Genomic DNA, 25,705 nt, shown 5'->3' with positions numbered 1-25,705 from the left:
GTGTCGGACCACCGGACGTGCTGGCTCGTATCTCAGAGTCGCAGCCGTGCTGCAGATCCTTTCTGACAAGGCCCTTCACCCCCAATTGCTCCGTCCCATACGCTACGCCCACGCGGACGGCACAACACCTGGAGAGTAGTCGCCATGGCCCGATACGACAGTCGAGCTGGAACTGTCGAGATCCTCGAGCATGGATCCGAGACGATCTTTCAGTGGCAGGACTCTTATTCAAATGATGGTCCAGTGACGATGGCGCGATTCGTCCCACGCGAACACGTTTTGAAGATTTTCCCCACCGCACGCTCCGGTATGGAGCTGAAAGACCAGTTCGACCAGATCGCCGAGCTCCATATTGGCTTTGGAGGTCTCCACCAGCACCGTTTGTAGGTCAGTGCTGACACCACTCGGACCAGGAGGGCACCCTAGTGTTGGCGGGAGTTGATACAACCCTGGCGGGCGCGCAAGCGGAGCGAGTCCGAGCAGATTGAGCGGAGGTGGGCGCATGTCGGCGACGAAGCTCCTGGTACTCGGTATCGTGCACCTCTCCGGCGGCGCGCATGGCTACCAGGTGCGGTCCGAACTGCTGCAGAGCTGGCGTGCGGAGAATTGGGCCAAGATCAAGCCCGGCTCGATTTATCACGCACTGAAGAAGGCGGCGGCTGATGGCCTCCTCACCGAACACGCCGAGCCGGGCAACTCCGGGCCGGAGCGCGTTCTGTACCACGCGACAGCTCGGGGACGTGACGAGATAGTCGAACTGGTCCGCGACGGTCTGCGGCGCACCCACGACCCGGACATGCTCAACGCGTCCATCGCCATGTTGCCCATGCTGACCAGGACAGATGCCATCGCGCACGTTAACGAGCGGGTCGCGCGCCTGGAAGCGGAGCTCGTAGAGCAGGCCAAGTGGCGGGAGCACCCCAATCGGGACACCCCCGAGCACGTCCGCGATCAGGCCGAACTGTGGGCGGGACACGCACGCACCGAACTGGAGTGGGCGAAGAGCCTGAGCAAACGACTGTCTGAGGGCGCCTACACCATGGCCGATGATCCGGGTTCGTGGCGAACGGTCCCCGATCCCCTCAAGATGCGCTTCTAATCAAACTTGACAAGACGTTCCTCCTCGTGCACTCTGGCCAAGTACTCAAACTTGACTAGCGCTCAACCAATCCGTTCGCAACACCGAGAGAAGGAATCGAACCCATGGGAACGCTCGCGATCGAGACGAGAGGGTTGAAGAAGAGCTTCGGCACGACCCACGCGGTCGCCGGTGTGGACCTGGCCGTGAGCGCCGGGGGCGTGTACGGCGTGCTCGGTCCGAACGGGGCGGGCAAGACCACCACGATCCGCATGCTGGCCACGCTCCTGCACCCCGACGCCGGAGAGGCGCAAGTGCTCGGCTACGACGTCGTGCGTGACGCCCAGGCGGTGCGGAGCAGGGTGGGCCTCGCCGGGCAGTTCGCGTCGGTCGACGAGGACCTCACCGGGGTGGAGAACCTGTTGCTGCTCGCCAGACTGCTCGGCTACTCACGCCGCCGAGGCAGGGAGCGGGCGACCGACCTGCTCGACGCGTTCGGTCTTGCCGAGGCGGCTGACCGGCAGGTGAAGAAGTACTCCGGCGGGATGCGCCGGCGCATCGACATCGCGGCGAGCCTGGTCGTCACCCCCGAACTGATCTTCCTCGACGAGCCCACGACCGGCCTCGACCCCCGGAGCAGGAACCAGGTCTGGGAGATCGTCCGCGGCATGGTCGCCGAAGGCACCACCGTGTTGCTGACCACGCAGTACCTCGACGAGGCCGACCAGCTCGCCGACCGGATAGCGGTGATCGACCACGGGAAGGTCATCGCCGAGGGCTCGAGCGGCGAGCTCAAGGCGTCGGTCGGCGCCGGCTCGCTGCACGTACGGCTACGTGCGCCCGAGCAGCGGGCCGAGGCCGAACGGGTCCTCGCCGGCGTCCTCGAGGTGCCGGCCGAGCCGTCCGCCGACCCGGCCGCGCTGTCCGCGCGGATCTCCGACCGCGAGCGGGTCGCCCGCGCCCTGGCCGAGCTGTCCCGCAGCGGCATCGACGTCACCGAGTTCGCGCTCGGTCAGCCGAGCCTGGACGAGGTGTTCCTCACCCTGACCGGACATCCCGCCGAAGAGACACCCGAGGAGGATGCCGCATGAATGCCACGACCGCGGAGCAGGCGTCGGCGCCGGTCACCGAGGACGCGCTGCGCAGTGTGCTGTTGGCCGGCGAGCGGCCGTCTCGCCCCGGCCCGGTGCGCACCTCGTTGACATTCGGCTGGCGGGCGCTGCTGAAGATCAAACACGTGCCCGAGCAGCTCGTCGACGTGACCATGTTCCCGATCATGTTCACACTGATGTTCACCTACCTGTTCGGCGGCGCGCTCGCCGGGTCGACACAGGAGTACCTACAGTTCCTGCTGCCCGGCATCCTGGTGCAGGCGAACGTCATGATCACCATGAACACCGGCATAACGCTGAACACCGACATCCAGAAGGGGGTGTTCGACAGGTTCAGGGCGCTCCCGGTGTGGCGACCGTCGCCGCTGGTCGGCGCCCTGCTCGGCGATGTGATGCGCTACTCGATCGGGTCGGCGATCGTGATCACGCTCGGACTGGTCCTAGGGTTCCGGCCGGAGGGTGGCGCCGTCGGCGTGGTGCTCTCGGTGGTGCTGCTGCTGGTGTTCTCGTTCTGCCTGTCGTGGCTGTGGACGATGCTCAGCCTGATCCTGCGCACGCCGAACTCGGTGGCGGGGGTCAGCATGATGGTGATGTTCCCGCTGACGTTCGGGAGCAACATCTTCGTGGACCCGAAGACGATGCCCGGGTGGATGCAGGCGGTCGTCGAGGTCAACCCGATCACCCACCTGGCGACCGTGGTACGCGGCCTGATGGACGGCTCGGTGCCCGCCGGGGAAATCGGCTGGGTGCTCGTCTCGTCCGTACTTCTCGTCGCGGTCTTCGGTCCCATCACCATGGTCCTCTACCGCAACAAGAAGTAGATGCCGCTACCGCGAGCACTTGGTCGAAATCAACTCCGACAACCCAGCCCACTCGGCCAACGCCATCACCGGTACCAGACCCGGACACGACAAGGAGAGCCGAATGAGCACCATCCCCAAGAACAACTCGGAAACCGTTGCGCACACGCCTGGGCGGGCGAGCAGCATCGGGGTCTGGATTCTGCAAGTCGTGCTGGCGGCGATAATCGCCGGCGGCGGAATCTCGAAGCTCGCCGGCGACCCGGTCATGGTGGACATGTTCGCCGACATCGGGGCTGGCCAGTGGCTCCGGTACCTGGTCGGAGCGCTGGAGGTCGCGGGAGGGGTTGGACTTCTGATCCCGGCTCTGGCGGGCCTGGCCAGTCTCGGGTTGGCGGCATTGCTGACCGGTGCTGTCATCACCGATCAGTTCGTGCTCGAGCAGAGCCCTTGGCTGCCGCTCGCCTTTCTCGTCGTGGCGGCCGTGATCGCAAGGGCGCGGTGGTCGCGCACCGAGGCCGTCGTCGGCACGCTGCTCAGGCGCTGAGACAAACCTCTCGAACGGAGATGTGAGATGAACGAGATGGCCTTTCGCGTGACATCAAACGATGGCACCACCATCGCCTACGACAGGGAAGGAAGCGGTCCGGCCGTCATTCTGGTGGGCGGGGGACTCGACGAAGGGGTGGAGAACGCTCCCTTGGCGCCGGCTCTCGCCGAGCACTTCACGGTCTACAACTATGCCCGTAGGGGACGCGGCGCGAGCGGCTTCACCGAGCCTTACGCCGTGGAAAGGGAGATCGAGGACCTGGATGCGTTGATCGCGGAGGCGGGCGGCTCGGCACACCTGTTCGGGGCGTCCTCAGGCGGCGCGCTGGCGCTGGAAGCCGCCGCGGCCGGGTCAGCCATCGACACGATCGCCGTGTGGGAGGTGCCCTACGCGGTCGGGGACGACATACGCCCGCGATTCGAGGAGTACATCGCAGACACCCGACGCGCCTTCGACGCCGGGCGAGACGAGGAGGTTCTCGAACTGTTCATGCGCATGACCGGCGCCTCCGACGACAACATCGCGGCCAGGAAAGCGGCAGGCAAGCAGACGGCGCATTGGGCGCATTCGGTCGCCCTCGCGCCCACGCTGGTCCACGACAGCGTCTTCCTCAACCGCTACCAATTGCCGGCCGATCGACTGGCAACGGTCACCCAACCGGTCCTGGTCACCACCGGAGGACCGATCACGGCCCCCTATATGGCAGGCCTGCCCTCGGACTTCTTCGACCGCGCAGCCGACGAGCTTGCAGACCTACTACCCCACGCTCAACGGGAGACCCTCGAGGGGCCGGATCACGTCGTCGACCCACAGACCGTCGGCCCGCTGTTGCTACGGTTCTTCAGCAGCGAACACTGAGGGGCCCGCGAGGTGTTGCGGGAAGACCGATTAGGCACCGCGCAAGCAGATCTTCGTCGCGCCAGGGACACGGGCGGACAGGTGGTGTCGAGGTTGATGTCGTCGGCGGCATCACAGGCCTGATCCTGGGCGTGCTCGTCACCAACGTCTTCGTCACCACGCAAGGCCGGGCCGTCGTACTGACCTGGGCTTCAGTGGGACTCGACGTGGCCTGCTCGCTGCTCATCGGCTCCGTCGTCGGTCGTACCCCGCACTCCGGGCCGACTCAGTACCGCCCACCGAAGCCCTGCGCAGCACATGACCAGGCACCTCGGTAGGGCCAGTGATTCCGGGCTGTGGTCGCATGCGGTCACCGTTCCCGGGGCGGTGGCCCGGTGCCGAAAGTCGTGCCCACGGCGTGCTCACGTCAGGAGTGCCACCGATGACGCCGCCGCGTTGCCGGGTCGACCTGTACGCGGCGATCCGACGGGATGCCCGATCTGGGATGTCCAACCGCGCGCTGCAGCGCAAGCACGGCGTCGGCTTCCGAACCGTGACAGCGGCGCTGGAATCTGCATGGCCGAAGGAGAGAAAGCAACCGCCCAAACGCGGCTCACGGCTTGACGCGTACCGAGTGGTGATCGACGACTGGCTGCGCTCGGACCTCGACGCGCCGCGGAAGCAGCGACACACGGCGAAGCGGATCTTCGATCGACTGCTTGACGAACATGACGGGGCCGGGGTGGTGTCGTACTGGATGGTCCGCGAGTACGCCGCCACCCGACGCCGTGAGATTCGCGTCGAGGTCGGACGGGAACCTGCCAACGCGTTCATCCCGCAAGAGCACCTCCCGGGCCGCGAGGCCGAGGTTGACTTCGGCGACGTCGCCATCCGCCTGCGCGGCGAGCTCGTAACCTGCACGCTGTTCAGCCTTCGGCTCTCCTACTCGGGCAAGGCCGTGCACAGGGTCAGTGCCTCGGCTGGGCAGGAAGCCTTCTTCGAGGGTCACGTCCACGCCTTCAACGTGCTCGGCGGTGTGCCGACCGGGAAGATCCGCTACGACAACCTCAAGGCCGCCGTCGCGAGCGTGATCGGGTTCTCCCCCCAGCGGGTCGAGGCCGACAGGTGGACCGCCGTCCGTTCCCACTACGGCATCGAAGCCTTCTATTGCCAGCCCGGAATCCAAGGTGCGCACGAGAAGGGCGGCGTCGAGGGCAGATCGGCTGGTTCCGACGCAACCACCTCGTCCCCATCCCAGAAGTCGACTCCCTCGCCGAGCTCAACGCTATGGTCGACGCCTGGGACGAAGCCGACGACGCCCGGCGGATCGGGTCCCGCGCCCGCACGGTCGGGGAACACTTCGCCACCGAGCAGCCACTCCTCGCGCCCCTTCCGACCGAGCCGTTCTCGACCGGCCGCTGGTTCACCCCGCGCGTGGACCGGTACGCCCAGGTCACGGTCCGGATGAACAAGTACTCCGTGCCCGCGCGCATGGTCGGCCGTCAAGCCCGGGTGCTCCTGAACGCCAGCGACCTGGTCGTGTTCGACGGCAGGACCGAGATCGCCCGCCACGAACGGCTCATGACCAAGGGCTCGACCCGGGTCGACCTGGACCACTATCTCGAGGTCCTCCTCCGCAAACCGGGCGCGCTACCCGGTGCGAAAGCGCTGGAGCAGGCCAGGGCATCCGGGCAGTTCACGCCCGTTCACGACGCCTGGTGGGCCGCGGCCTGCAAGGCCCACGGTGACGCCGACGGCACCCGTGCCCTCATTGAGGTCCTGATGCTGCACCGGCACCTTCCACACGACCACGTCGTCGCCGGACTCGCGACGGCGCTGCGTGCAGGCGCGCTCACCGCGGACGCTGTCGCGTTGGAAGCGCGCAAGTACAACGACACAGCAGATGGCGGAGCCGACGACACGACAGCGGACCACCAGTCCCTGATGAGCGGCGACAGGGCACGCGGAGAAGGCGAGATCCCTGCCGTGCGATCGCTGACCGAGCGCCGGCTCCGCGCCCACATCCCGGCCGACACTCGGCCGCTGCCGAGCGTGGAGAAGTACGACCAGCTGTTGGCCAGCCGACGTGACACCCCGAACGAAGGAGCCGCACCGTGACCACCAAGCGCCGTGGAATGACCGAAGAAGCAGCCGACGCCGCGATCGACCAAGCGTGCCGGATGCTGCGAATGCCCACCATCCGCAACTCCTTCACCGACTACGCCGACCGGGCAGGGCGTGAGCAGATGTCTTACCGCGGGTTCCTCGCCGAACTATTGCTTGCCGAGTGCGACGATCGCGCCCGACGCCGGTCCGAACGCCGGATCAAGGCCGCCAAGTTCCCCCGCGAGAAGTCCCTGCGGGCCTTCGACTTCGACGCCAACCCCAACATCGATCCCGCCGTGATCCACACCCTCGCCAAGTGCGAATGGGTCCAGAAGGGACAGCCGCTGTGTCTGATCGGGGACTCCGGCACCGGCAAGTCCCATCTGCTGATCGCACTCGGCACCGAGGCCGCCATGGCCGGCAACCGGGTCAAGTACACCCTGGCGACCCAGCTTGCCAACGAGCTCGTCGAGGCCGCCGACGAGATGACGCTGGCGAAGACCATCGCCCGCTACGGCCGCGTCGACCTGCTGTGCATCGACGAACTCGGCTACATGCAACTCGACCGCCGCGGCGCGGAACTCCTCTTCCAGGTCCTCACCGAGCGTGAGGAGAAGGCCTCGGTCGCGATCGCGTCCAATGAGTCCTTCGGCGGCTGGACCAAGACCTTCACCGACCCCCGGCTATGCGCAGCCATCGTCGACCGACTCACCTTCGGCGGCACCATCCTCGAGACCGGCACCGACTCCTACCGTCTGGCCCAAGCCACAAAGCAGCGGACAACCTGACACCCGTCGGGCGCGGAAGCGGTGTCGACGCAAACCAACATCCGCGGCACCGACACGTGCCCGGCGGTGTCAGAACTCGCCAACAAGCGGTGTCGGACGAAACCTCCGCAGCCACCATATCGAGGCTGGCTCAGCGGCTGACTGGTATGGGGAGGAGCCAGTCGATGAGGGCGACTATGGCTGGCAACTCCGCGGAGTCGCACAACGCGCTCGCCGATCTGGTTGGTGCCGAACCACAGAATCCCCTTGTTGGGAGGCACCCGATTATCCGGGCCATGGAGGGAGACCTTGCCGGGAAGCCCGCGATGCAACCAGAGGAACGCAACTTGCTCCTCCGAGAGGCCGCGACTCAGTCCCGTGCTGCAGCTACCGAGGCGCCCGCAGAACTTGGCAAGCTCCGTCACGACATCCAACTCGTGACTCTGGAAGTACTCATCGAGCAGTTCGCGGCCGGCCTGAAGGGCGGCCACCGCTCAGACGAGGGGTACTGGCAGGAGTTCTTCGTATTGAATACCTTCGCGCTTCAACAGCTGTTCGCCGCACCTGTCGCGCTCTACAGACCACAACTGCACGTCCGAAGCGGCGACGCCCTTGGCCGGGGCGCACGCATCGCAGACTTCATGCTGATCAACAGCATCACGCGAAGTGCTCACCTAGTTGAGATCAAGACGCCGGCCGCCAGGCTTCTCGGAAGCCCCTACCGAAACATCTATCCTCCGAACGTTGAACTGTCCGGCGCCGTCGCCCAGATCCAAGCTCAAATCGAGTCGACTCGCGTCGAGCTTCCCACCCTCATAGCGAGGACACCAGAACTCGCGCCGATCGAGAACTGCGTCGTGCGCGGGGCAGTGCTCGCCGGCACCGCCGAGCCTCTAAACGCGGAACAAGCCCAGTCGTTCATGCGATATCGCGACGGTCTCGGCACGGTCAACGTCATCACCTTCGATGAGGTACTGGCCCGCCCCCAGGGACTCCATCGACTCCTCGCAGATCCGCCTGACAGCAGCGCACTTAGCTAAATCGTCGCCGGACATCGTCTGGGACACGCACTTCGGTCTTCTAATCCGTTGGTCGCAGGTTCGAGTCCTGCCGGGCGCGCCAATCAAATCCGCAGGTCAGGCGTCGGTAGCCTCAGAGGAGAGTACGGCGACGGCGTTCCGCGTGGGGCTACTCGTGGTGCGAACTCCCGTCGACCACAGTCTTTTGGAGTGGTGAGCCTCGCCCACCCATGCCTCGCGGTGGCTGCTGCTCGGGCCGTTAATAGAGCCCGCCCGCATCGGGCTCTATTAATAGGTGCACGGTAGGCACGGCGACGGCGCGAGTTGCCAAGGCCCTGAGCGCGACGGTCGATAGCGTGGCGGTGCAGCGGTTTGGGATGTTGGTTCGCTCGTTCCGTCGACCCGGATCTCGCCGGCTTCGGTACTTTCTAGCCGCGCATGCGATCTTGTCGCCCGGCGATCACTCCATTGCGGTCAGGCGCTGCTCCTCGGTGTCGAACCGCTTTCTGACGGCGGCGGCGTTGCGCGCCGCCTGGTTGAAGGCGCGTTCGAGGCGCCGGGTTTGCTTGCGCGCTTTGCGCAGCGTCTGGCGGGTTTCTTCAAGTTGGTCGTTGAGTCGGACCAGGTCGGCTTCGAGGTCGGCGATCCGATGCTGGTGCGCGTCGAGCACCTGGCCAGCCCGCTCATGCTCGGCCGCGGCCAGTGTGTAGTCCGCTTCTGCCTCGTCTCGGCGTTTCCGCTGGGCGGCTCGGCGCTGCTTGAGCGTGTGGTCGACCGGCGAGCGGCCCATCTTCGGGGCAGGGCGTTGCATGGTCTTCGACGCCGGGCTTTTGCGAGGCAGTGCGACGCGGCGCACGACCCCCGGCCGGACAGGCTTGAGTGGGGCTGGGTCGCCGTTCTCGTCCACGACACCGAAGCCGACGTGGCGCAGGGCGCTCACCAGTTGCCCGTGCGGAGGAGCTGGGCCGCCGCGGGATCGACCAGCGCGGCGTCAAGCGTTTCGGTCAGTCGCTCTGCGGTCTGCGGCGTGATGCGTCGCCCGTCGGCGGCCCGATCACGCGCGATCTGCACCAGGTTGCGAACCAGGTCGTGGCGTTGTCGGGTGAGTTCGCGCCGGCGGACACTGTCGGCCGACAGGTAGGTCTCGCGCAACTGCTCGCCGAGCTCGGTCAAGGCATGGATGCCGTCGGGATCGACACGGACGAGCTGGTTGGCCAGCCAGGCCGACACGGTGGGCCTCCGCAGAGCCGCGATGGCCGCGGCGGCTGGTTCGTCGCCGGCGTCCCGGACGGCTTTGGCGAGGCGGTTCCGGGCGCCGGTGAACTGCTCGGGTGCCAGCCCATACAGTTCGACGATCGCGCCGTCGGTGTCCACGCTTCCACAATGCGGGGACCGCTACAGCGTCGGCAACGTCTATCGCCGTCCCACCCAGGGGTGTTAGGTCTTCGTCTCCAGCGGACGTAGGTTTGCGGCGGCGAACCAGGCCTCGACGGACTCATGGCGTTGCGGATTCGGCACGTACACGACGCGGGCCTGCCAGTCGCCGGACTGAGTGCGGCGCCACTCCAGAATCAGACCGGGCCACGGCCCCTGCTCATGGGCAGTCCGCAGCACCCAGCAGTGTCTCCGCTGAGCATCAGGCGGAGGCTGCCGCGGGTACCGCCTGTTCGTCCCCATCCCCTCAGATTGGAACACATGTTCGATCCGGATAATGGCGGAGGATATCCAGCCTGTGATGTCTCAGGACATCGGTGACAGTTCTGCCTCAGGGCATGGGTGACAGTTGGTGTGTCAGGACATCGGTGACGGTTCAGGGGTCTTGGCGTGGGCCGCGGGGGCGGCCGTTGCCGACGTAGGTCACTCCGGGTGCGGGTCTGGTGTGCTCGATGAGGATCTCGCCTTCCAGGTCGGTGACGGTGATCTTGTCGCCGACGTTGTTGCCGGCGCTGATGACGAGGACATACTGGAAGCCGCGTCGCCCGTCGACCAGGTATTGGACTTTGTCCAGGTAGAACATGCCGGCGGGGGTCAGTTTCTTGACGACGGTGTCGTCGGGCAGGTCGGTGGGCGCCGGTGCGAGAGGCGGTCGGGGTCGGCTGGCGGGACGGTTGGAGCGACGGGGAAGGTCGTGTGTGGGGCGGGGCGGCTCGGCCTTCGTGGTGGCTTCCCAGGCGGCCTGGGGTGTGGCGCGGCCGGGTAGGCCTTGGTGGGGGCGCTGGGTGTTGTAGATGTGGTCGAAGGCGTCGACCTGGGCCTGGAGTTCGTCGAGTGTCTCGGCGAGTGGTTGTTTGTCGAGGTAGCGGAACAGGGTCTGGTGGAAGCGTTCGTTCTTGCCCTGGGTGGTCGGCTTGTAGGGCTTGCCGGTGATCGGCTCGACCCCCAGTGCCATCAGGTGTACGACGAGCTGGCCCAGGAGCCCACGGCGCGACGGGTTGAGCGCGGACCCGTTGTCGGACAGCAGCCGCTGAGGCACGCCGTGGGCGGCCACGGCCTTGTCGAACACGGCGATCGCCGCGGCTGATGTCTCGCCCCACGCGACGTGCGAGGCGACCGCGTAGCGGGAGTGGTCGTCGATGAACTGGAGGATCACACACCTACGCCCACCGGTGAGCACGTACTCGGTGCCGTCGAGTTGCCAGCAGGCGTTCGGGGCTGGATAGACGAACCGGCGCCAGGCCGAGCGTGGCTTCTTCCTCGGCTCGAACCGCGCCACACCTGCCTGACGGAAGATCCGCGCCAGGGACGCGACCGAGGGCACCACCTCCAGCCCCATCGCGCGCATCTTGTCGTGCACGCTGATCGGCCCGTGGTCCAGCCCGGAGGCCTCCAACGCAGCCCGCACCTGTACCGCTTGTTCTTTGACCTCGTCGGTCAGCTTGGACGGGCTCGTCCTCGGGCGCCTGGACCTGGGCTCGAGCACTGCCGCCGGACCGTCGGCCGTCGCGCGCTTGCGCAGCTCGTAGAACGACTTGCGCGAAATGCCATGCTCGGCGCAGAAGGTCGAGACCGCGCCGCGCGGAGCATCTTCGGGCCACTGCGAGATCGCAAGGCGGACACGGGGATCGATGGGTTCATTGGCTGGCACCGCCCGAGCCTCGCGACCGAAGTGTCACCACCAAGAACCCCGAAACTGTCACCGATGTCCTGATCCAGAACCGTCACCGATGTCCTGCGACATGACAGAGGATATCCAGCCGCGAACCATCCAACGATGATCACCTGACGCGAGCGAATGTGGACCCTCCCCACATCCCGACGCGCGGGGCCGTTCCGGCGGCGCGTGCGGAAGCCAGGTTCCGGCCGCCAGCCCAGATGGGGCGCGAACAGAGCTGGGTCCCCGTTCTCGTCGACCACCCCGAATCCGACGTGGCGCCGGGCGCCAGTGGCGTTACCACCCTGGTGTGGCGCCAGCTGCCACCATCTCACGCAAGCTCGGACGTTGTCTTCGTTCGTGGCGCGGCTGGTTGGTCGTAACGATCGAGCAGTCTGGACCGATGTGGCGAACATCAAGCGTGCGCCAATCGCATAGACGGCCGGAGGGGAAACGCAATGTGGGAGTCGCTGCTCGCGGAGCTGATCAGCGCTGGACTAATTCGAATCGCCAAACAACTCGGCTCCGGCCGGCGGGCCGCCGCGACAGGCCGAGAACGAACTTCCGGCACACTTCTCCTTGAGCCGCTGGACCTCAGGACCGCGCCGCTGCGCGGCACGGTCGACATGCCCGACGGGATGACACACGACGACTTACAGCGATTCTTGCAGCGGCCGGATATTCAATGCCTTGCCTTTGAGCTCACAACATTAGGGCTGACTTCGACGCAGGCGAGTGCGTATGAATCGGTCAGTCGTCGCTGGGATTCGGTATTCAGTCATCATTTCAGCTCGATCGATCAGGCAAGCTCTCGGCCTCTATTCGAGATGCTCGTCCGCCAACGCGACGCGGCGATAGACGCTTTGAAGCGAACCAAGCCCGACGCATATGAACTGCTGCGCAGTGAAGCAAGTTCGAACAGATCAGTTCACGTCCTCGAAGCGATAGAGCGGCGCCTAGCCGAAAAAGCAGGGCAGGTCGATCCAATCGCTCTTGACAGGTTTGTAGCTCGGTACCGCAAACAGGCAGCTATCGGGCATGGATTCATCGAACCGCCAGATTTCGAACATCGCCGTAAGGTTCCGATCGACAGAATCTATGTCACACCGACAATAGTTGATTCGGACAGCCAATCCGCAGTCTCACTTGAGCAGGAAATCGATCGCACAGTTCTGCTCGGGGATCCTGGCCACGGAAAATCAACGGCGAGCCAGGTCGTAATGTGGCAGTTTGCGCGAGATCCAGGCTCACCAGTCCCGTTTCTAGTAATTCTCCGCGAGTTCGCTGCGCCCCATGCTCCACAGAAGTCGGTTATTGAGCACATCGCCGACAAGCTGCGAGCTCATTACCATTGCGAGCCGCCGTCAGCGAAATACATCGAGCATCTGTTTGAGACCGGGGCAGCAATGGTAATTTTCGATGGGCTGGATGAATTACTCGACACGAGCCGGCGGCGAGACGTCACCGATGCAGTCGGCCACTTTTGCAACACCTACCCTCTCGCTCGATCCCTCGTTACATCCCGGCGCGTCGGATACGCCCAAGCTCCGATGGACTCGGACCAGTTCCGCGTGCTCCAATTGACGGGATTCAATGAGGATCAGGTTGCGGAGTACGTGGAAAAGTGGTTCGCACAGGAGGATGGCCGAAGCCGCGCAGCCGAATGGGCAGCGAGTTTCCTGTCAGAAAGCAGCGCGGTCCCAGATCTTAGGGAGACACCGCTCCTTCTCGCATTAATGTGTATCATCTATCGCGGCGAGAGATCGATTCCCAAGAATCGCCCGGCAGTGTACGAGAAGTGCGCCACGATGCTGTATGAACAGTGGGATGGCCATCGAAAGCTCGCTATCGAGCTTCGAGCAGGTCAGATGGTAGACCCCAGCATGAAGCACCTCGCGTTTTGGCTTCTGACGTCGAAGGGCGACGACGGGGCCACGGAATCCGAATTGGTCGATGAAACAACAAACTTCCTACTGCACAGCTCCTTTGAGGACTCGGGGGAGGCCGAAGCTGCGGCCCTAGAGTTCGTGAGATTCTGCCGTGGTCGCGCTTGGGTTTTCAGCGATGTAGGCTCGACATCTGACGGTGAACCACTGTACAAGTTTACGCACCGGACATTCCTCGAATATTTCAGTGCCCACCACCTGTCGCGAGTCACTGACACTCCCGAGGAACTTGCTGATCTCCTCGATCCGCATCTCGCAGTGGCAGAGTGGGACGTGGTCGCTCAGTTGGCGGTCCAGATTGTAGACAAGAAGACCGCGAACGGCGCGGCCCGCATTTTCAATCGACTCATGACGAAGATCCGCGGTCGTGCGGTCAGCGAGCAAAACAACATCCTGGCATTCCTCGGAAGGTGCCTCAGCTTCGTACAACTTGCACCACCGGTGATTCGCGAGCTTATCCACCTGGTCGTAGTACACACGGCGCTTCGGGAATATCCAGTCGGCCATGAAGCCGCAGCGTTGAATGTAACTCTGTCAAATGTTGATGAGCGAGACGTGGACACCGTTAAGGTTGCCATCGCCCAAGAGATTTCCGACGGCGTCTCGGCGTCTGACGAAGATCTTTGGAGATACGCTGAATTCCTGCTGTGTGCCGGGACGTCCTTAGGCAATATAAGCACGCCCGGACGTCGGGACGACTGGATCCAGTATTTTGACGACCTGGCCGATACGCACGCGGACACCATCACTCGTGCCGCGTCAGAATCATTAGATATCCAGAAGCTTGCACTTCTCAATCATCGGGCAGACATTCGCTCTGTCCTGGAAAGGAATCTCGACGGAACTCAAATCGATCTGAATTGGATGTTTGAGCAAGTAGAGCCGAAACTGTTCAGCTTCATCTACATCGAGCCCGCGTTCGTATGCCTGTCAACTGCGCTCACGCCAGGCGAACACAACGTCTGGCACCGAGAATGGCTCGGCCCGCTCGGGGAGTTCTTGCAAGGTTATGAGGTCGCGCCGATACGGATGACTTTCGGCCGCGGATCCCGCTCTTACCTATTCGAATCACACTCCGGAACTGAGTCCCTCTCCGATCCTACAGCCTCTGAGATCTTGGCTGTCGGATATCTGCTCGCGGTTACCTATGAGCGATCCGGCGAGGACGCCAACACCTCCGGCCGCCCGGAAGAGCAATCCTTGGTTGACGAACTCATCGCGCTTCGTATGGGCCAGTTCTCCTCCCTGCGCCCGCTGCTGATGAAGCGCTTTCGTCCCGAAGCATCAGACAGCGATCCTATTTCAGAGTTTCCGATGCTGGAGAGGTGGTCAGACGGCGAAGTTGACTTCACCGCCCGCGTGTAGTCAACGCGCCCGGCGGACTGGCCTGACTTGCAGCTGCGCGAGCCTGTGGCGTGGCAGCCTAGCTGCATGTGTGGTCGCTACGCGTCAACAGCCCGCCGAGCTGACTGGGTCTGCTGCACGGATAGGTGACATCTGAGTTGGCTTGCCGTGAGGTGGGCCTGGAAGGATGTTGCTGTGCCCAAGCCTTATCCGCGGGAGTTCCGCGATGACGTGGTGCGTGTTGCTCGTGACCGGGGTCCTGGCGTGACGGTCGAGCAGATTGCCAAGGACTTCGGCGTTCACCCGATGACGTTGTTCAAGTGGCTGCGCCAGGCCGAGGTCGACGAGGGCGCCAAACCGGTGTCACGCGCACAGAGTCGGCCGAGCTGCGGGAGGCGCGCCGGCGGATCAAGCTGCTGGAGCAGGAGAACGAGGTGCTGCGTCGCGCGGCGGCGTACCTGTCGCAGGCGAATGTGCCGGGAAAAGGATCTACCCGCTCGTGAGCGAGCTGGCCGTCGACGGGATCCCCGTCGCGGTGACGTGCCGGGTATTGAAGATCGCTCGCCAGCCCTACTACCGGTGGCTGGCCCGGCCGGTGACTCCTGCCGAGCTCGAGCGGGCCTATCGGGCCAACGCGCTGTTCGACGCCCACCGCGATGACCCGGAGTTCGGCTACCGGTTCCTGGTCGACGAGGCCCGCGATGCCGGTGTACCGATGGCTGATCGGACCGCGTGGCGGATCTGCTCCGAGCACGGCTGGTGGAGTGCCTTCGGGAAGAAAAAGTGTGGCAAGAACGGCAAGAAGCCTGGCCCGCCGGTCCACGACGACCTCGTGCGCCGTGACTTCACCGCACAGGTCCCGAACCAGCTGTGGTTGGCCGACATCACCGAGCACCGCACGGGTGAGGGCAAGCTGTATCTGTGCGCGGTCAAGGATGTGTACTCGAACCGGATCGTGGGCTATTCCATCGATTCGCGGATGAAATCCCGGCTCGCCGTTGCCGCACTGAACAACGCCGTCGCGAGGCGCCCTGATGTGGCCGGCTCCATTCTGCACACTGACCGCGGATCTCAGTTCCGATCCAGGAAGTTCGCGCGTGCGATCGCCTGCCACGGCCTGGTCGGCTCGATGGGCCGGGTCGGCGCAGCCGGCGACAACGCCGCCATGGAAAGCTTCTTCGCCCTGCTGCAAAACAACGTTCTCGATCGACTGACCTGGACCACCCGCGACGAGCTCCGGATCGCGATCGTGACCTGGATCGAACGGACCTACCACCGCCGAAGACGCCAAGCAGCCCTCGGCCGGTTGACCCCCATCGAGTACGAAGTAATCATGACCACGCCAGCCAGTCAGGCTGCGTGACCGAAACTGTCACCTACTCGCGCAGCAGACCCCAGCGAAGCCTTCGCCAGTCGCCTCGGCGCCGGAGTCCGCACCGTCGCGAACTGGGAGGCGAATCCGGACATGGTGCTCTCCCCGGGCATGCAAGAGGTACTCGACGCTGCATTGAAGGACGCTGATGAGAGCGTCCAACGACGCTTCGGCATGCTGCTTGAGGCACAGCCCGGCGCCATCTCACAGCTACAGACCGAGAGGTCAGCTCGGCTAACCCAAGCCGATGAGAGACCGTCGCCCGACGCCGCCGTTGAAGCAAGCCAGACACACTGGCGCGAGGTACGGCAATACCTGATCGAGAGCGGAATCGGCCTGGCCGCCCGCACTGCCGACTTGTACGATCCAGCGCTCCGCGTGGAGCACGTGCCAGCGATCTCCACGACCTCTTGGCTTCCGAGCGGGCCAGTACCACTTGAGAATCTCGTTCTGCAGTGGGACGACAACCCGCCGAAGGCAAGAATCACCGGGATCGAAGCAGAGGCCCGCCCCGCACTTCCCTTGCGCGCGCCAGGACACGCCTTCACACGCTACACAGCCGCGATCCGGTACCTGCGGAAACCAGCCCTGTTCGAAAACCGCCACAGCTACCGACTCACCGACATCGAGTGGAGCGAGGGCGCCGGCCGGATGACGTTTGGCCTCTCGACCTTCTTCGACAAACTCGACGTCTCCGAGGTACTGGCACATGAGTCCGCGGCAGCGGAGCTCGGCGGCCACCTCGACTGGTCGTACCTGCCGTTCAGAGGTTTGGTCTCCGATCCGTTCGACCTCTCGACTCGCATCGTCAACCCCGGCGTCAGCACACTCACGATCCGCCGCAACACCGCCGACGGCAGCGGGACCTTCTTCCTGCTCAGACGCGACCCGACGCAGGTCACGAATGGCCGGCACTACAGCCTGTTGCCCGCTGGCGAGTTCCAACCCGCCAGCATCTCGCCCCAAAGCATCTCGAGCGACCTCGACATCTGGCGCAACATGGTGCGCGAGTACGCCGAGGAGATGCTCGGCCAACCAGAACACGACGGCAGCAGCGGTGTCCCCGTGGACTACGACGTCTGGCCGTTCTACCGAGACATGACCGCCGCCCGCGACGCCGGCACTGTTCGCCCGCATGCCCTGGGCGTCATCCTCGACGCCCTAAGCCTCAACTCATCGATCGCCACAACCACCGTCATCGACGACACCGTCTTCGACGACCTGTTCCGTGATCTGGTAGCCACAAACCCGGAAGGAGAGGTGGTGTTTTCCCTGAACAACAACAAGTCGATCCGCGGGCTGCCTTTCGACGAGGAGACAGTCAGACGGCTGACTACGCGCGAGCCTCTCGGGCAAACGAGCGCCGCATGCCTAACGCTCGCGTGGCGTCATCGGAAGCAACTGCTGGACTGAAGTACCGCACCCTACTGCCGACCCAAACACATCTGCTTGCTCCAGAGGCGCATTGCGAACTGTGGGCACTCTCACGGTTAGTCTTCGGACTACTTGGTCGCCGATTTACATTCGGCCGCGGGTCCTCGCGCCCCAACAGAATGCGCGGCACTCTAAAGCGAGCACAATCCTCCCCGATCTCGTCGGCGGCCTGGACCTGGTCAACGACCTCCAACGTTCGACTGAGGCACTTCAAGCAGCAGAGGTGCAAGGAGGTTCGGGACCAGTCATCCAGCGTCGAGAACAACCAATAGCCGTCCCCACGGGAACGCAGGGCCACAGACAGTCGCCCATCAGGCAGGGCAAGTTGTCGACCAACCTGATCCGACTTAGCACGACCCCGCACCCCACGGCGAGGCAGCTTCTCCCCTGCCGCTTCTCCCCTGCCGCCGTCAAGAGCGCCACGGACTCACGCGACAGCTGCTCGGTCTGAAAACGATGAGCGACGATTGCGTCGGCTCCGACCATGACGTAGCAACCGGGCGAGACGACTGAGCGTCTGGCTCGACATTCCGTCAGGCCCAATCCAGGCCACGGCCACCACTGACTCAATCGAGCACGGTTGCCGTTCGGTCGGGCACTTCATAGCTCAATTGCGACACAATCTCCGGTATTCCGAGTTCAACACAGGTTGCCGCATCCTCCAATCCGCCCGACTTGGCTCAAGTTAGTGTGCAAGGCCCGCGCAGTTCATGCGGACGCATGGTGGTCTGGCTGCGCTGAACAGGGGATGCGATCAGGTGCCGGGTCGGTCAACGCCTTTGTCAGCGGTGGACCATGACTGGGCAGCGGACTCAGCCTAGTCACAGTCGGGACTGGGGCTACTAAGCCTGGTGCTGAAAACGCCGCTAGATGCGCCTTCAAAGACAGCCGAAGAATTTCCGACCGGGACGCTGAAATACGAACCAGGTCAGATTGGTGCTGCTTGCAGGTCGATCTTGTCTGATGCTGCTTTGATCCACCAATCCGGCTGGTACATATATTCGAGGCGGCCATGCTGATACTGAGTGTCTGGAACTCCCGGGGTCGTGACCATTCTCACTTGAGCTTCCGCCCTCACTCTGGCGCTGGCGTTCCTGAGACCAATATTAAATCCTATGACGACGAGGACCGCAGGGCGGCTGCCAGGAGTGAGTTCGATACTGCCGACAACATCCCGCCATGCGCTCGAGGCCTGCTCGTACTGATGATCCTCTACAGGACTGAGTTGCTGAAACAGAAGCCGTGTAATGGGGGCCCCGTGTGGGTGAGGACCGTCAGCGAATATGTCACTTGTAGCCCAGGGCTGGACCACACTGCCCCACATCGCCCGTTCGCCGGCACCATGAAACACTTCTGACGTCATGCGAGTGGAGAATCGGAAGTAGGCCTTACCGGCGAACGGAGCCTCCGGCAGCACGCAAGAATCTCCCCACATGCTGAGCCACCACTTCTCGCTGTCGGGGCTGTTTGCGTCGAACCGTATGGTGGCGGAGCCGGGCCGCAAGATCGGGGTTTGGAACCCCCCAACGGCGGAGCCTGCACCATTCGGACCAGGGCCGAATGTCGATAACTCATCCATGTAGGCAAGGTTGGCAGGAAGCCAGTCTGCAAAGAGATGCGACGAGATGCTGGTGACTACTTCGTCCAGAGGATCAACGGCTGATTCTCTCTGGTCTTCCAGACTCCGAAGGAGGGTCTCCGATGGCTGGGCACTGCTGGCCTCGCGAAGAGACTGCTCGGCTCGTCCCTTCATGGAGTCAGCGGCAGTGGACTTCATGGCAGCGATGGCTTCGCGCACCCTGTTATCGGTACTCATGCGGACCTCCCTCGGGACTTACAGGATGCCACCGAAGACGCACACCTGGAAGTGAAACCGAACGGTCCTTGCGGCGTGAGAGCCAGCGCCGCGGTTGTCACCAACCGGTACTGAGGCCACACAGTTCTTGACGTCGGTACATCGAAGGATTCACCCGGGGACACCGGACATGTTCGCCTGTTCACCTGACGACACCTGCTGACTCAATTGCTCGGCGTTCATACCTTCAGGTGTGTCTGACGTGGAGTTCTCATCCTCCGGTCAGTGTGGCGCACGAGCTGGAACAGCTCGAGGTAGGTGCGGGCGGTGCTGCGCTTGGTCCGACGACATGCTTCCCCAGTGATTCCTGAGTATTGGTTGTCATCGGAGCGCGCGTGGGCACTGAAGTGTGCTCATGGCGAGAGACACATCTTCCGCCTCCGGAGTGCCTGCAATGACTACCGGCCCGCCTGTCCCGCGGCGGTGGTGCCAAGAGACGACCCCAACGTCACGGAGTACGTCTTCAGGCCAGCGGCTCCAGTGCCTGCCGAAATATCTCTCATGCTCGGCGACGCGCTGCACTGCCTTCGGTCCGCGCTCGACAATGTGGCCTTCGCGCTCACCCAACACGGACTCGACCGAGAGATGACTATCGCAGAGGAGCAGGTCTGCCAATTCCCCATCGCCGCCACACCCAAGCAGTTCGACGCGTTCTTTGAGCAGCCATTGCAGCTGCCCCGGAAGAACATCACCCTCCCGGCGCTGCGATGGCCACAGTCGTCCTACTACCCGGAGCAGGGCGAAGCCTTCGGCCTTGAGCCGGCCACCGATGACGAATACCGTCTCATGGCGAAGGGGAACTCGCTGCATGTCGTGAACCGGCTCTCGAACATCGACAAGCACCGCTGGCTACCTATACCGGCGTGGTGGCCAGGACTGGTGTGGTGGGGCAGTGACGGCCCCATCCTCCAGCAGCCGAAAGCTCTCCTGCTTGCTGGTGGGCTCGACAATCCGCGCCAGCACGAGCTGGCGGAACACCTCATCGCCACCGGCCGCATCGTCGAACCCAAGCACGTTGTAGGCACGGCACAGTGCGTCCCACAGATGCGCCATCTGCGAGGCGGTGATCTCCAACGGACCCGCCCCAGCGGCCGGCTCGAGACTCAGATCGAGCTCCAGGTGGTTCTCAGCCAGGCGCTGCCGGGCCGCGGCCTTCAGCGCCTCGAGCTCGGCCTCGTCGTGCGCCGATCCCAGGTGCTCGATGTCGCGGGACCCGCGCCGCGTCGAGTGCACGATCTGCACCGCGGTCGCTCCCGACGCGGTCTTCGGCGTGCGCACGTACGCCACGAGCGGCAGCTACGGGCCGGATTAGTGTGCAAATTCAGGCGGGCCGACCAGCAACCCCCCAGCTCACAGGCCTGCCGCACCGCCAGACCTCAGAACGTGAGCCAAGTCAGGTAGCACGACCCCGCACCCCACGGCGAGGCAGCTTCTCCCCTGCCGCCGTCAAGAGCGCCACGGACTCACGCGACAGCTGCTCGGTCTGAAAACGATGAGCGACGATTGGGTCGGCTCCGACCATGACGTAGCAACCGGGCGAGACGACTGAGCGTCTGGCTCGACATTCCGTCAGGCCCGATCCAGCCCATCGGACAGCAGCACAATGTCTGCATTCTCGACCCAGCGGCAAGAGGAGCACAGACATCTCCGGGCCCGTGAGCGCGCCTAAGCGTCTCTCCAAGGAAAGGGTCCCGAGGGAGGGAAGCACTTCAGCCGTGCCGTCCCTGGAGACCCACTCGAGCAGACGACCGATTACCGAGGTGATGGACGCGCCTGATCGCCGGTTGGCGGTGCCCCGGTTACCGGAGGGGATGGCCGATGTGGCGCGGTTGCGTGCGTTGATCGGCAAAAGCCTGGACGAGCAACGTTCTGAACGCCGATGCGGGGGAGGTGCTCTTTGAGCCACCTCAACCGACACTGCGGGCCACTTCTACTCGACATGGACAGGGACTGCCGCCCGGCGCCCGTGCGGGTCGACAGCGCCTCATCCCAATCCAGGCCACGGCCACCACTGACTCAATCGAGCACGGTTGCCGTTCGGTCGGGCACTTCATAGCTCAATTGCGACACAATCTCCGGTATTCCGAGTTCAACACAGGTTGCCGCATCCTCCAATCCGCTCCTGCGAATCCGCACAATGTCACGTAGCAGTATAGCGATGTCCGGATGCCCGCCACTCAACTCGTCCGCGTGCCGGGCAAGTTCATACATCACACGCTCACGTTTGTCGCCACTTATGCCTTGCCGTGCCAAGATGTCATCTACTACCATCGCAAATTCGTACGGCGACTTAGCCTGCATAATTGCGGTTCGCCCTTCGTCAAGTGCTGCCTCCGGACCTTTTGAGAGCACTTCAAAGAGCGCGATCGAACCTGAGTCGCCATCGTTTCCAGCTAATCCGCGCGGCTCAATCCTGGCTTTTTCTATCATGCCCCGAATATCCATTTGTCGACCAATGGCCACAAGGAGTGCGATATGCCCAATGGATCCTCCCGACCTAGCGAAACCCTCGACTACGTCGCGAGCCAACTCAAGAATCGCGTCCGGCCTGTGCCGAGAAGTCCTCAAATAACCACCACGGGATCGCCACCTCGAATACACCGCATCCCTAGAGGTCTCAGGAAGAGCCATCGCAAGCAATTGCATTGTTTGCAGATCGAGTGTGTCGAGTCCGCGCGCCACATCACCCTCCGTCGGAGAGTCCGGCAGCATTGCAATCCATGAGCGACTGTCAAGCTGACTAATCCGCGCACGGTTCGCCACATTCTCGATCATTTGCAGGACCATAGTCCGCAGGATGCCTCGTGGCCGGCTGGGAGCGACGCGAGGCACCACAGGCAGGAGTTCCTTGAGCGCCGCATCCTGTCCCTCTCTGTCCAGGCTTCCGAGCCCAAAAGCTTGCCGAAGGACCAGGGGGAATCCGACCGACTCAATGTCCCGGCCAAATGGGCGATCTCCCGTCCGCTGAAGGCAGTGCTCGACGTCCGCCGTACTGATGCCATCTCGGCGCCAGCGATTTTCGGCTGCGAGCCAAATGCGAAGATCTCCATACTCACCATTTCGCAGGTCTTGCGCGATGGCATCAAATCTGCTCGAGTTCTCTGCGAGAAGCGCTGCCAACGGCCAGGGAGCGAACTTGACGATCTGATCTATAACAGACTGCTGCGCCCCTACGGAAACTTCTAACACATGCAGCAAGGTGCTGACAGACGGATCCCGAACGAAGCCCGCAGCAGCATTAATGGGACGCCACACTGCATATGATTCTGGGATGTCTTGCCACCCAGCGTACAAATTGTACTTCTTATTCACCGACCAATACGCAAGCGAAATCGGCGTTCGGGAACTATCTGCCAATCGAAACAAGATCCTCTGCGCACGAGTCGTCACCCCAGAGCTGGCGGTCATCTGGCGCATACCAGACTCAACCCACTCTGGCAGCCCGTCCAACAAAGCGTCCCGTCGCGCGGACGTCCCGCGAAACGAAAGAATCCTTCCAGGTTGCGTGCAGGCAACGAGCCTCTCGAGTCGCGGCTTCAGGAAAGTGAAGGCCTCAGCGGAAAGTGCAGCGCGGAGCACCATACTCGTCATTCTAGGATCACCGAGTAGTGCATCGATTTGGCCTTGGGCACGCTCGTCGCCTCCCTCCGCAAGGAGCAGTGCGATACGCAGCGTTCCCCCTTTCGGGAACAATTCCCTGCGCTCAATCTCATCCAAGAGGACAGATCCTTGCCTCAACTCCGAAGCGGCAGCAGCGAGTTCCGAGTGACTATTCGCACCCGGCGAAGCGATCACATTCGCGGCCACACCTAGCAGGCTCCGAATGTATTTTGGCTGGAAACGACACGATCCATCGACAAGAATCTCAACTGCGAGATCCGAGCCGCGCCGGAGATAGTCGCTCACCTCGCCATAGCTCAGCGCGCTGTTCATTTCATTGCAAATGGCTACGATCGTATCCCGCAATGATTGGCTCTTTGTGAAACAGCGACCAGCCGCGAACAGGAAGACATTACGCCAGTGAACCACAGGAGCTATTGCACGCAGGCGCTGCTGAACATCGCTCTCATTTCCTTCATGCAGAGCCTCCGCCGCCATAAACTCTTGGAGGGATCGGATTTCAAATCCGATCGCGTCAGTCTCATGGCCAACGATAAAGACGAGTCGCTCCGCGGCTGCTTCAGTGATTTGCGTGACCAACTCCTCTAACGAGGAGCCTTCGTGTTCTTCTTCCTGCAACCTTCCCCTTACCAGATCCGAGAACTCATTCCGATTGAGTCTCGAATCTGTCCCGCCCTCAACTTCACTGCGCACTTGAAGCGTCAGCCCGAGCCGCCAATGAATCGAATCGATGTCTGACCGATAGTCGCGCAGAATTGCCGCAGCAGGAATATCTCGTTCGAGCTCACGAGAATATATAACATTATAGTACTCAGAAAATAGCGTGTAGCGCTCTTTTGGTGGCTGTCCAACTTTGTCCACCAATAATGCCATGATTGTCACTTGTAGAGGACTTCGCATCAAATGCGAAACTGACTCCTCGCTTATCGCCCGGAGAAGTCTTGACTCGATCGCGAGCGCGCGTTCAGATCCTTCGCCGTGTTTGACGTGGACTAGTTTCCTGCCGTACCTGAGTGCGTCTCCCTCGCTCAACGAAGTGAGAAAGAAATGCCGGAACCTGTCTCGATTAAATTCCGCACTATACCCTTGCGGTCGGCTTGTGGCGACGACGAGCATATCTGCATTATCCGTTTGAGAATCCAGCAGGAAGTCCGAAAGAACCTGCTTAACGTCGCCTCGGTTGGTAGATGCAGGCACCTCGTCGAGCCCGTCAAAGACGACGAATGTAGGATATGAAACTAACCATCGCCGCAAGTCCCTAACTTGGACTGGGGCACCAAGACGCTTCGTCATCCGGCGCGCAAGAAACGCCTCAACCGAAAATTCATCCTCGGCGGCGTGCGCTAGGAAATGAGCCAACTCATTGAGAACGATGTGTACCGGGAAGCGCCGCACGCCGGCCACCTCAGGGCCCTGGTCAGCCAACTGCTGCTCGAAAGCGCGGAGCGCCATCCTCACCTCATGTGTCAGCCTTTCCCTCGGAACGTCGCGCACGAGTGACGCCCTGAACAACTGACACATGAATTGGGCCACGGTCGTCTTGCCTTGACCTGGCCCACCTATGAGGACAAATCGGTCCTTCGCTGTCCGCACCCCGCCAGCCGCAAGTGTCGCTGGATCGAGCTTCAATTGGGCATTCTCATAGATCTCAGCGACTACCAGGCCATCGGGCTCCACATCGGTGTCCATGCTGCTGTGTGCGCGCGCAAAGGGAATATCTACAAATACACTCGCAAGCGGCACCCTGGCATCTGCGCTGTCGCCAGCCTGCTCAAGTCGTGCGAACTGATTGTCAACTAGCTCGCGCTGAAGAAGCTTGATCATCAACCGATCGAAGTCAACCTCAAAGCCCTGGAGCTGCGACAACGCCGCCGAAATGACGTCCCCCGGCGTCAGCCACGCGACATAGGTGCTCCGTAGTTCAGGTTGTCCATCGAGGAGGATCCTCAGCTTGTCGTAATCCCAGACATCGAACCCCTTCAAACCATGGCGCTCGGCGAATGCGCGGAGTTCAGCGAATGCAAGGTCCTTTGTGCCTACATCTTGGACTGCGGAGAGCGTCGCATTGGTCGCAAAGATGTAGTATTCTGGTAACCGACGCTCCGAGTCGGATTTCTCGTACTCAGCCAGTTCGCTGCGGAGTTGTGTGATCGCCCACGGACCGTCCTTGTCGGTGCCGAGTGGCCGTTGGAGAAACTTGGCTTGAATCACGCCATACCCATCCCATGGGGACCCGTCTGTTTGATAATTTACCGCGCCTTCAAACGTGGCTTCCCTTCCTCCATCACGCCCATCCCCGAATGGCGTGATGCCCGGCGACAGAATTTGCACGCATAAGCCCTGAATCAACTGCTCAAATGACCTCGGATTGAACGAGTCGAATCTGTAGTCCAATTTGGTTCCCCCCAAATGCCTGACAACAGCGCCTAGTTGTTGGTTGAGTAGGCTGATGGTACAGGTCATCGCCGCCGTGGTATGTCTTCTGGGCGCGCCTGCTGAGGTCATCACCTGGCACGGTGTTGCGTGCTCCGGAACGGCACCGGAGTGGACTGCTCGACTGGTTCACCTTGCTCGGCATCGTCGCGGTGCTTAGGTGCCGTTCATGAGATGGTCGTACAGCTCGGGCTGCGGTGTGCTCCATCTCAGCGGCGACACGAGCGATCGGACGGGTTCGGCAGCGTTCGGCTCGGCCGATGGTTACTTGGCAGTTCTCATCCTGCCGCCGAAAGATCCGTCCCTCTACTGCGCCCCCACTGACAACAATCTCGATTCG

16 protein-coding genes and 4 pseudogenes are annotated in these 25,705 nt (G+C 62.9%); 12 read left to right on the top strand and 8 right to left on the bottom strand.

Annotated elements, in window-relative coordinates:
• Positions 1–228: 228 nt before the first annotated feature.
• Positions 229–378: a hypothetical protein gene (locus E0H73_RS45710; protein WP_165555457.1), complete on the bottom strand. Its 150-nt coding sequence runs from the start codon at positions 376–378 to the stop codon at positions 229–231.
• A gap of 124 nt (positions 379–502) precedes the next feature.
• Between E0H73_RS45710 and E0H73_RS01820 the strand changes: the two genes are divergently transcribed.
• From E0H73_RS01820 to E0H73_RS01785, 9 genes and pseudogenes are all read left to right on the top strand, one after another.
• Entirely contained in the window at positions 503–1,099 is a 597-nt protein-coding gene (locus E0H73_RS01820; RefSeq protein WP_131350308.1) for a PadR family transcriptional regulator, read from the top strand.
• A gap of 104 nt (positions 1,100–1,203) precedes the next feature.
• Positions 1,204–2,169 carry an ATP-binding cassette domain-containing protein gene (locus tag E0H73_RS01815; RefSeq protein ID WP_131350306.1) on the top strand — a complete coding sequence of 322 codons (966 nt, stop codon included), beginning with the start codon at positions 1,204–1,206 and terminating at the stop codon, positions 2,167–2,169.
• The gene (locus tag E0H73_RS01810) at positions 2,166–3,011 is read left to right on the top strand and encodes an ABC transporter permease (protein ID WP_131350304.1); all 846 of its coding nucleotides are present in this window, start codon (positions 2,166–2,168) and stop codon (positions 3,009–3,011) included. Before E0H73_RS01815 ends, E0H73_RS01810 begins: the two co-directional genes overlap by 4 nt.
• A gap of 103 nt (positions 3,012–3,114) precedes the next feature.
• A complete protein-coding gene (locus tag E0H73_RS01805) occupies positions 3,115–3,537 on the top strand; it encodes a DoxX family protein (protein WP_090791372.1) in 423 nt (140 codons plus the stop codon).
• A gap of 27 nt (positions 3,538–3,564) precedes the next feature.
• Entirely contained in the window at positions 3,565–4,398 is an 834-nt protein-coding gene (locus tag E0H73_RS01800; RefSeq protein ID WP_131350302.1) for an alpha/beta fold hydrolase, read from the top strand.
• A 131-nt stretch (positions 4,399–4,529) separates the two neighbouring features.
• Complete coding sequence (locus E0H73_RS46995) at positions 4,530–4,715, top strand: hypothetical protein (protein ID WP_238163753.1); 186 nt, start codon at positions 4,530–4,532, stop codon at positions 4,713–4,715.
• A gap of 104 nt (positions 4,716–4,819) precedes the next feature.
• A pseudogene (gene istA, locus E0H73_RS01795) lies at positions 4,820–6,495 on the top strand (IS21 family transposase).
• Positions 6,492–7,271: an IS21-like element helper ATPase IstB gene (istB, locus tag E0H73_RS01790; protein ID WP_131350300.1), complete on the top strand. Its 780-nt coding sequence runs from the start codon at positions 6,492–6,494 to the stop codon at positions 7,269–7,271. Before istA ends, istB begins: the two are co-directional and overlap by 4 nt.
• 164 nt (positions 7,272–7,435) lie before the next feature.
• Positions 7,436–8,290 carry a Shedu anti-phage system protein SduA domain-containing protein gene (locus E0H73_RS01785; protein WP_165555456.1) on the top strand — a complete coding sequence of 285 codons (855 nt, stop codon included), beginning with the start codon at positions 7,436–7,438 and terminating at the stop codon, positions 8,288–8,290.
• Between the two features lie 439 nt (positions 8,291–8,729).
• Here the strand turns inward: E0H73_RS01785 and E0H73_RS01780 are convergent, their stop codons facing one another.
• The 4 genes and pseudogenes from E0H73_RS01780 to E0H73_RS01770 form a co-directional block, all read right to left on the bottom strand.
• Positions 8,730–9,209 (bottom strand): hypothetical protein, encoded by a 480-nt coding sequence (locus E0H73_RS01780; RefSeq protein WP_131350296.1) that lies wholly within the window; start codon positions 9,207–9,209, stop codon positions 8,730–8,732.
• Entirely contained in the window at positions 9,206–9,643 is a 438-nt protein-coding gene (locus E0H73_RS01775; protein WP_131350294.1) for a hypothetical protein, read from the bottom strand. The genes E0H73_RS01780 and E0H73_RS01775 overlap by 4 nt, the downstream gene beginning before the upstream one ends.
• Before the next feature lie 63 nt (positions 9,644–9,706).
• A complete protein-coding gene (locus E0H73_RS45705) occupies positions 9,707–9,883 on the bottom strand; it encodes a hypothetical protein (protein WP_165555455.1) in 177 nt (58 codons plus the stop codon).
• 529 nt (positions 9,884–10,412) lie between these two features.
• Positions 10,413–11,354 (bottom strand): annotated as a pseudogene (locus E0H73_RS01770) (integrase core domain-containing protein); the annotation flags it as partial.
• A 464-nt stretch (positions 11,355–11,818) separates the two neighbouring features.
• Here E0H73_RS01770 and E0H73_RS01765 point away from each other — a divergent pair.
• The 3 genes and pseudogenes from E0H73_RS01765 to E0H73_RS01755 all read left to right on the top strand — a co-directional run bounded on the left by E0H73_RS01765 (position 11,819) and on the right by E0H73_RS01755 (position 17,435).
• Positions 11,819–14,671, top strand: coding sequence for an NACHT domain-containing protein (locus E0H73_RS01765; RefSeq protein WP_131350290.1), 2,853 nt, complete (start codon positions 11,819–11,821; stop codon positions 14,669–14,671).
• A gap of 174 nt (positions 14,672–14,845) precedes the next feature.
• Positions 14,846–16,013, top strand: a pseudogene (locus E0H73_RS01760) (IS3 family transposase).
• Positions 16,014–16,115: 102 nt separating this feature from the next.
• Positions 16,116–17,435 (top strand): XRE family transcriptional regulator, encoded by a 1,320-nt coding sequence (locus tag E0H73_RS01755; protein WP_131350288.1) that lies wholly within the window; start codon positions 16,116–16,118, stop codon positions 17,433–17,435.
• Between the two features lie 949 nt (positions 17,436–18,384).
• Here the strand turns inward: E0H73_RS01755 and E0H73_RS01750 are convergent.
• From E0H73_RS01750 to E0H73_RS01740, 3 genes and pseudogenes are all read right to left on the bottom strand, one after another.
• On the bottom strand, positions 18,385–19,272 hold the full coding sequence (locus E0H73_RS01750; protein WP_131350286.1) for a hypothetical protein: 888 nt from the start codon (positions 19,270–19,272) through the stop codon (positions 18,385–18,387).
• A gap of 933 nt (positions 19,273–20,205) precedes the next feature.
• A pseudogene (locus tag E0H73_RS01745) lies at positions 20,206–20,598 on the bottom strand (IS1634 family transposase); the annotation flags it as partial.
• Positions 20,599–21,327: 729 nt separating this feature from the next.
• Positions 21,328–25,395 (bottom strand): NACHT domain-containing protein, encoded by a 4,068-nt coding sequence (locus E0H73_RS01740; protein WP_131350284.1) that lies wholly within the window; start codon positions 25,393–25,395, stop codon positions 21,328–21,330.
• Positions 25,396–25,705: the final 310 nt, after the last annotated feature.

It is taken from the genome of Kribbella pittospori (genome assembly GCF_004331465.1).
Taxonomy (GTDB): domain Bacteria; phylum Actinomycetota; class Actinomycetes; order Propionibacteriales; family Kribbellaceae; genus Kribbella; species Kribbella pittospori.
This window is presented reverse-complemented; position numbering and strand designations above follow the sequence as displayed.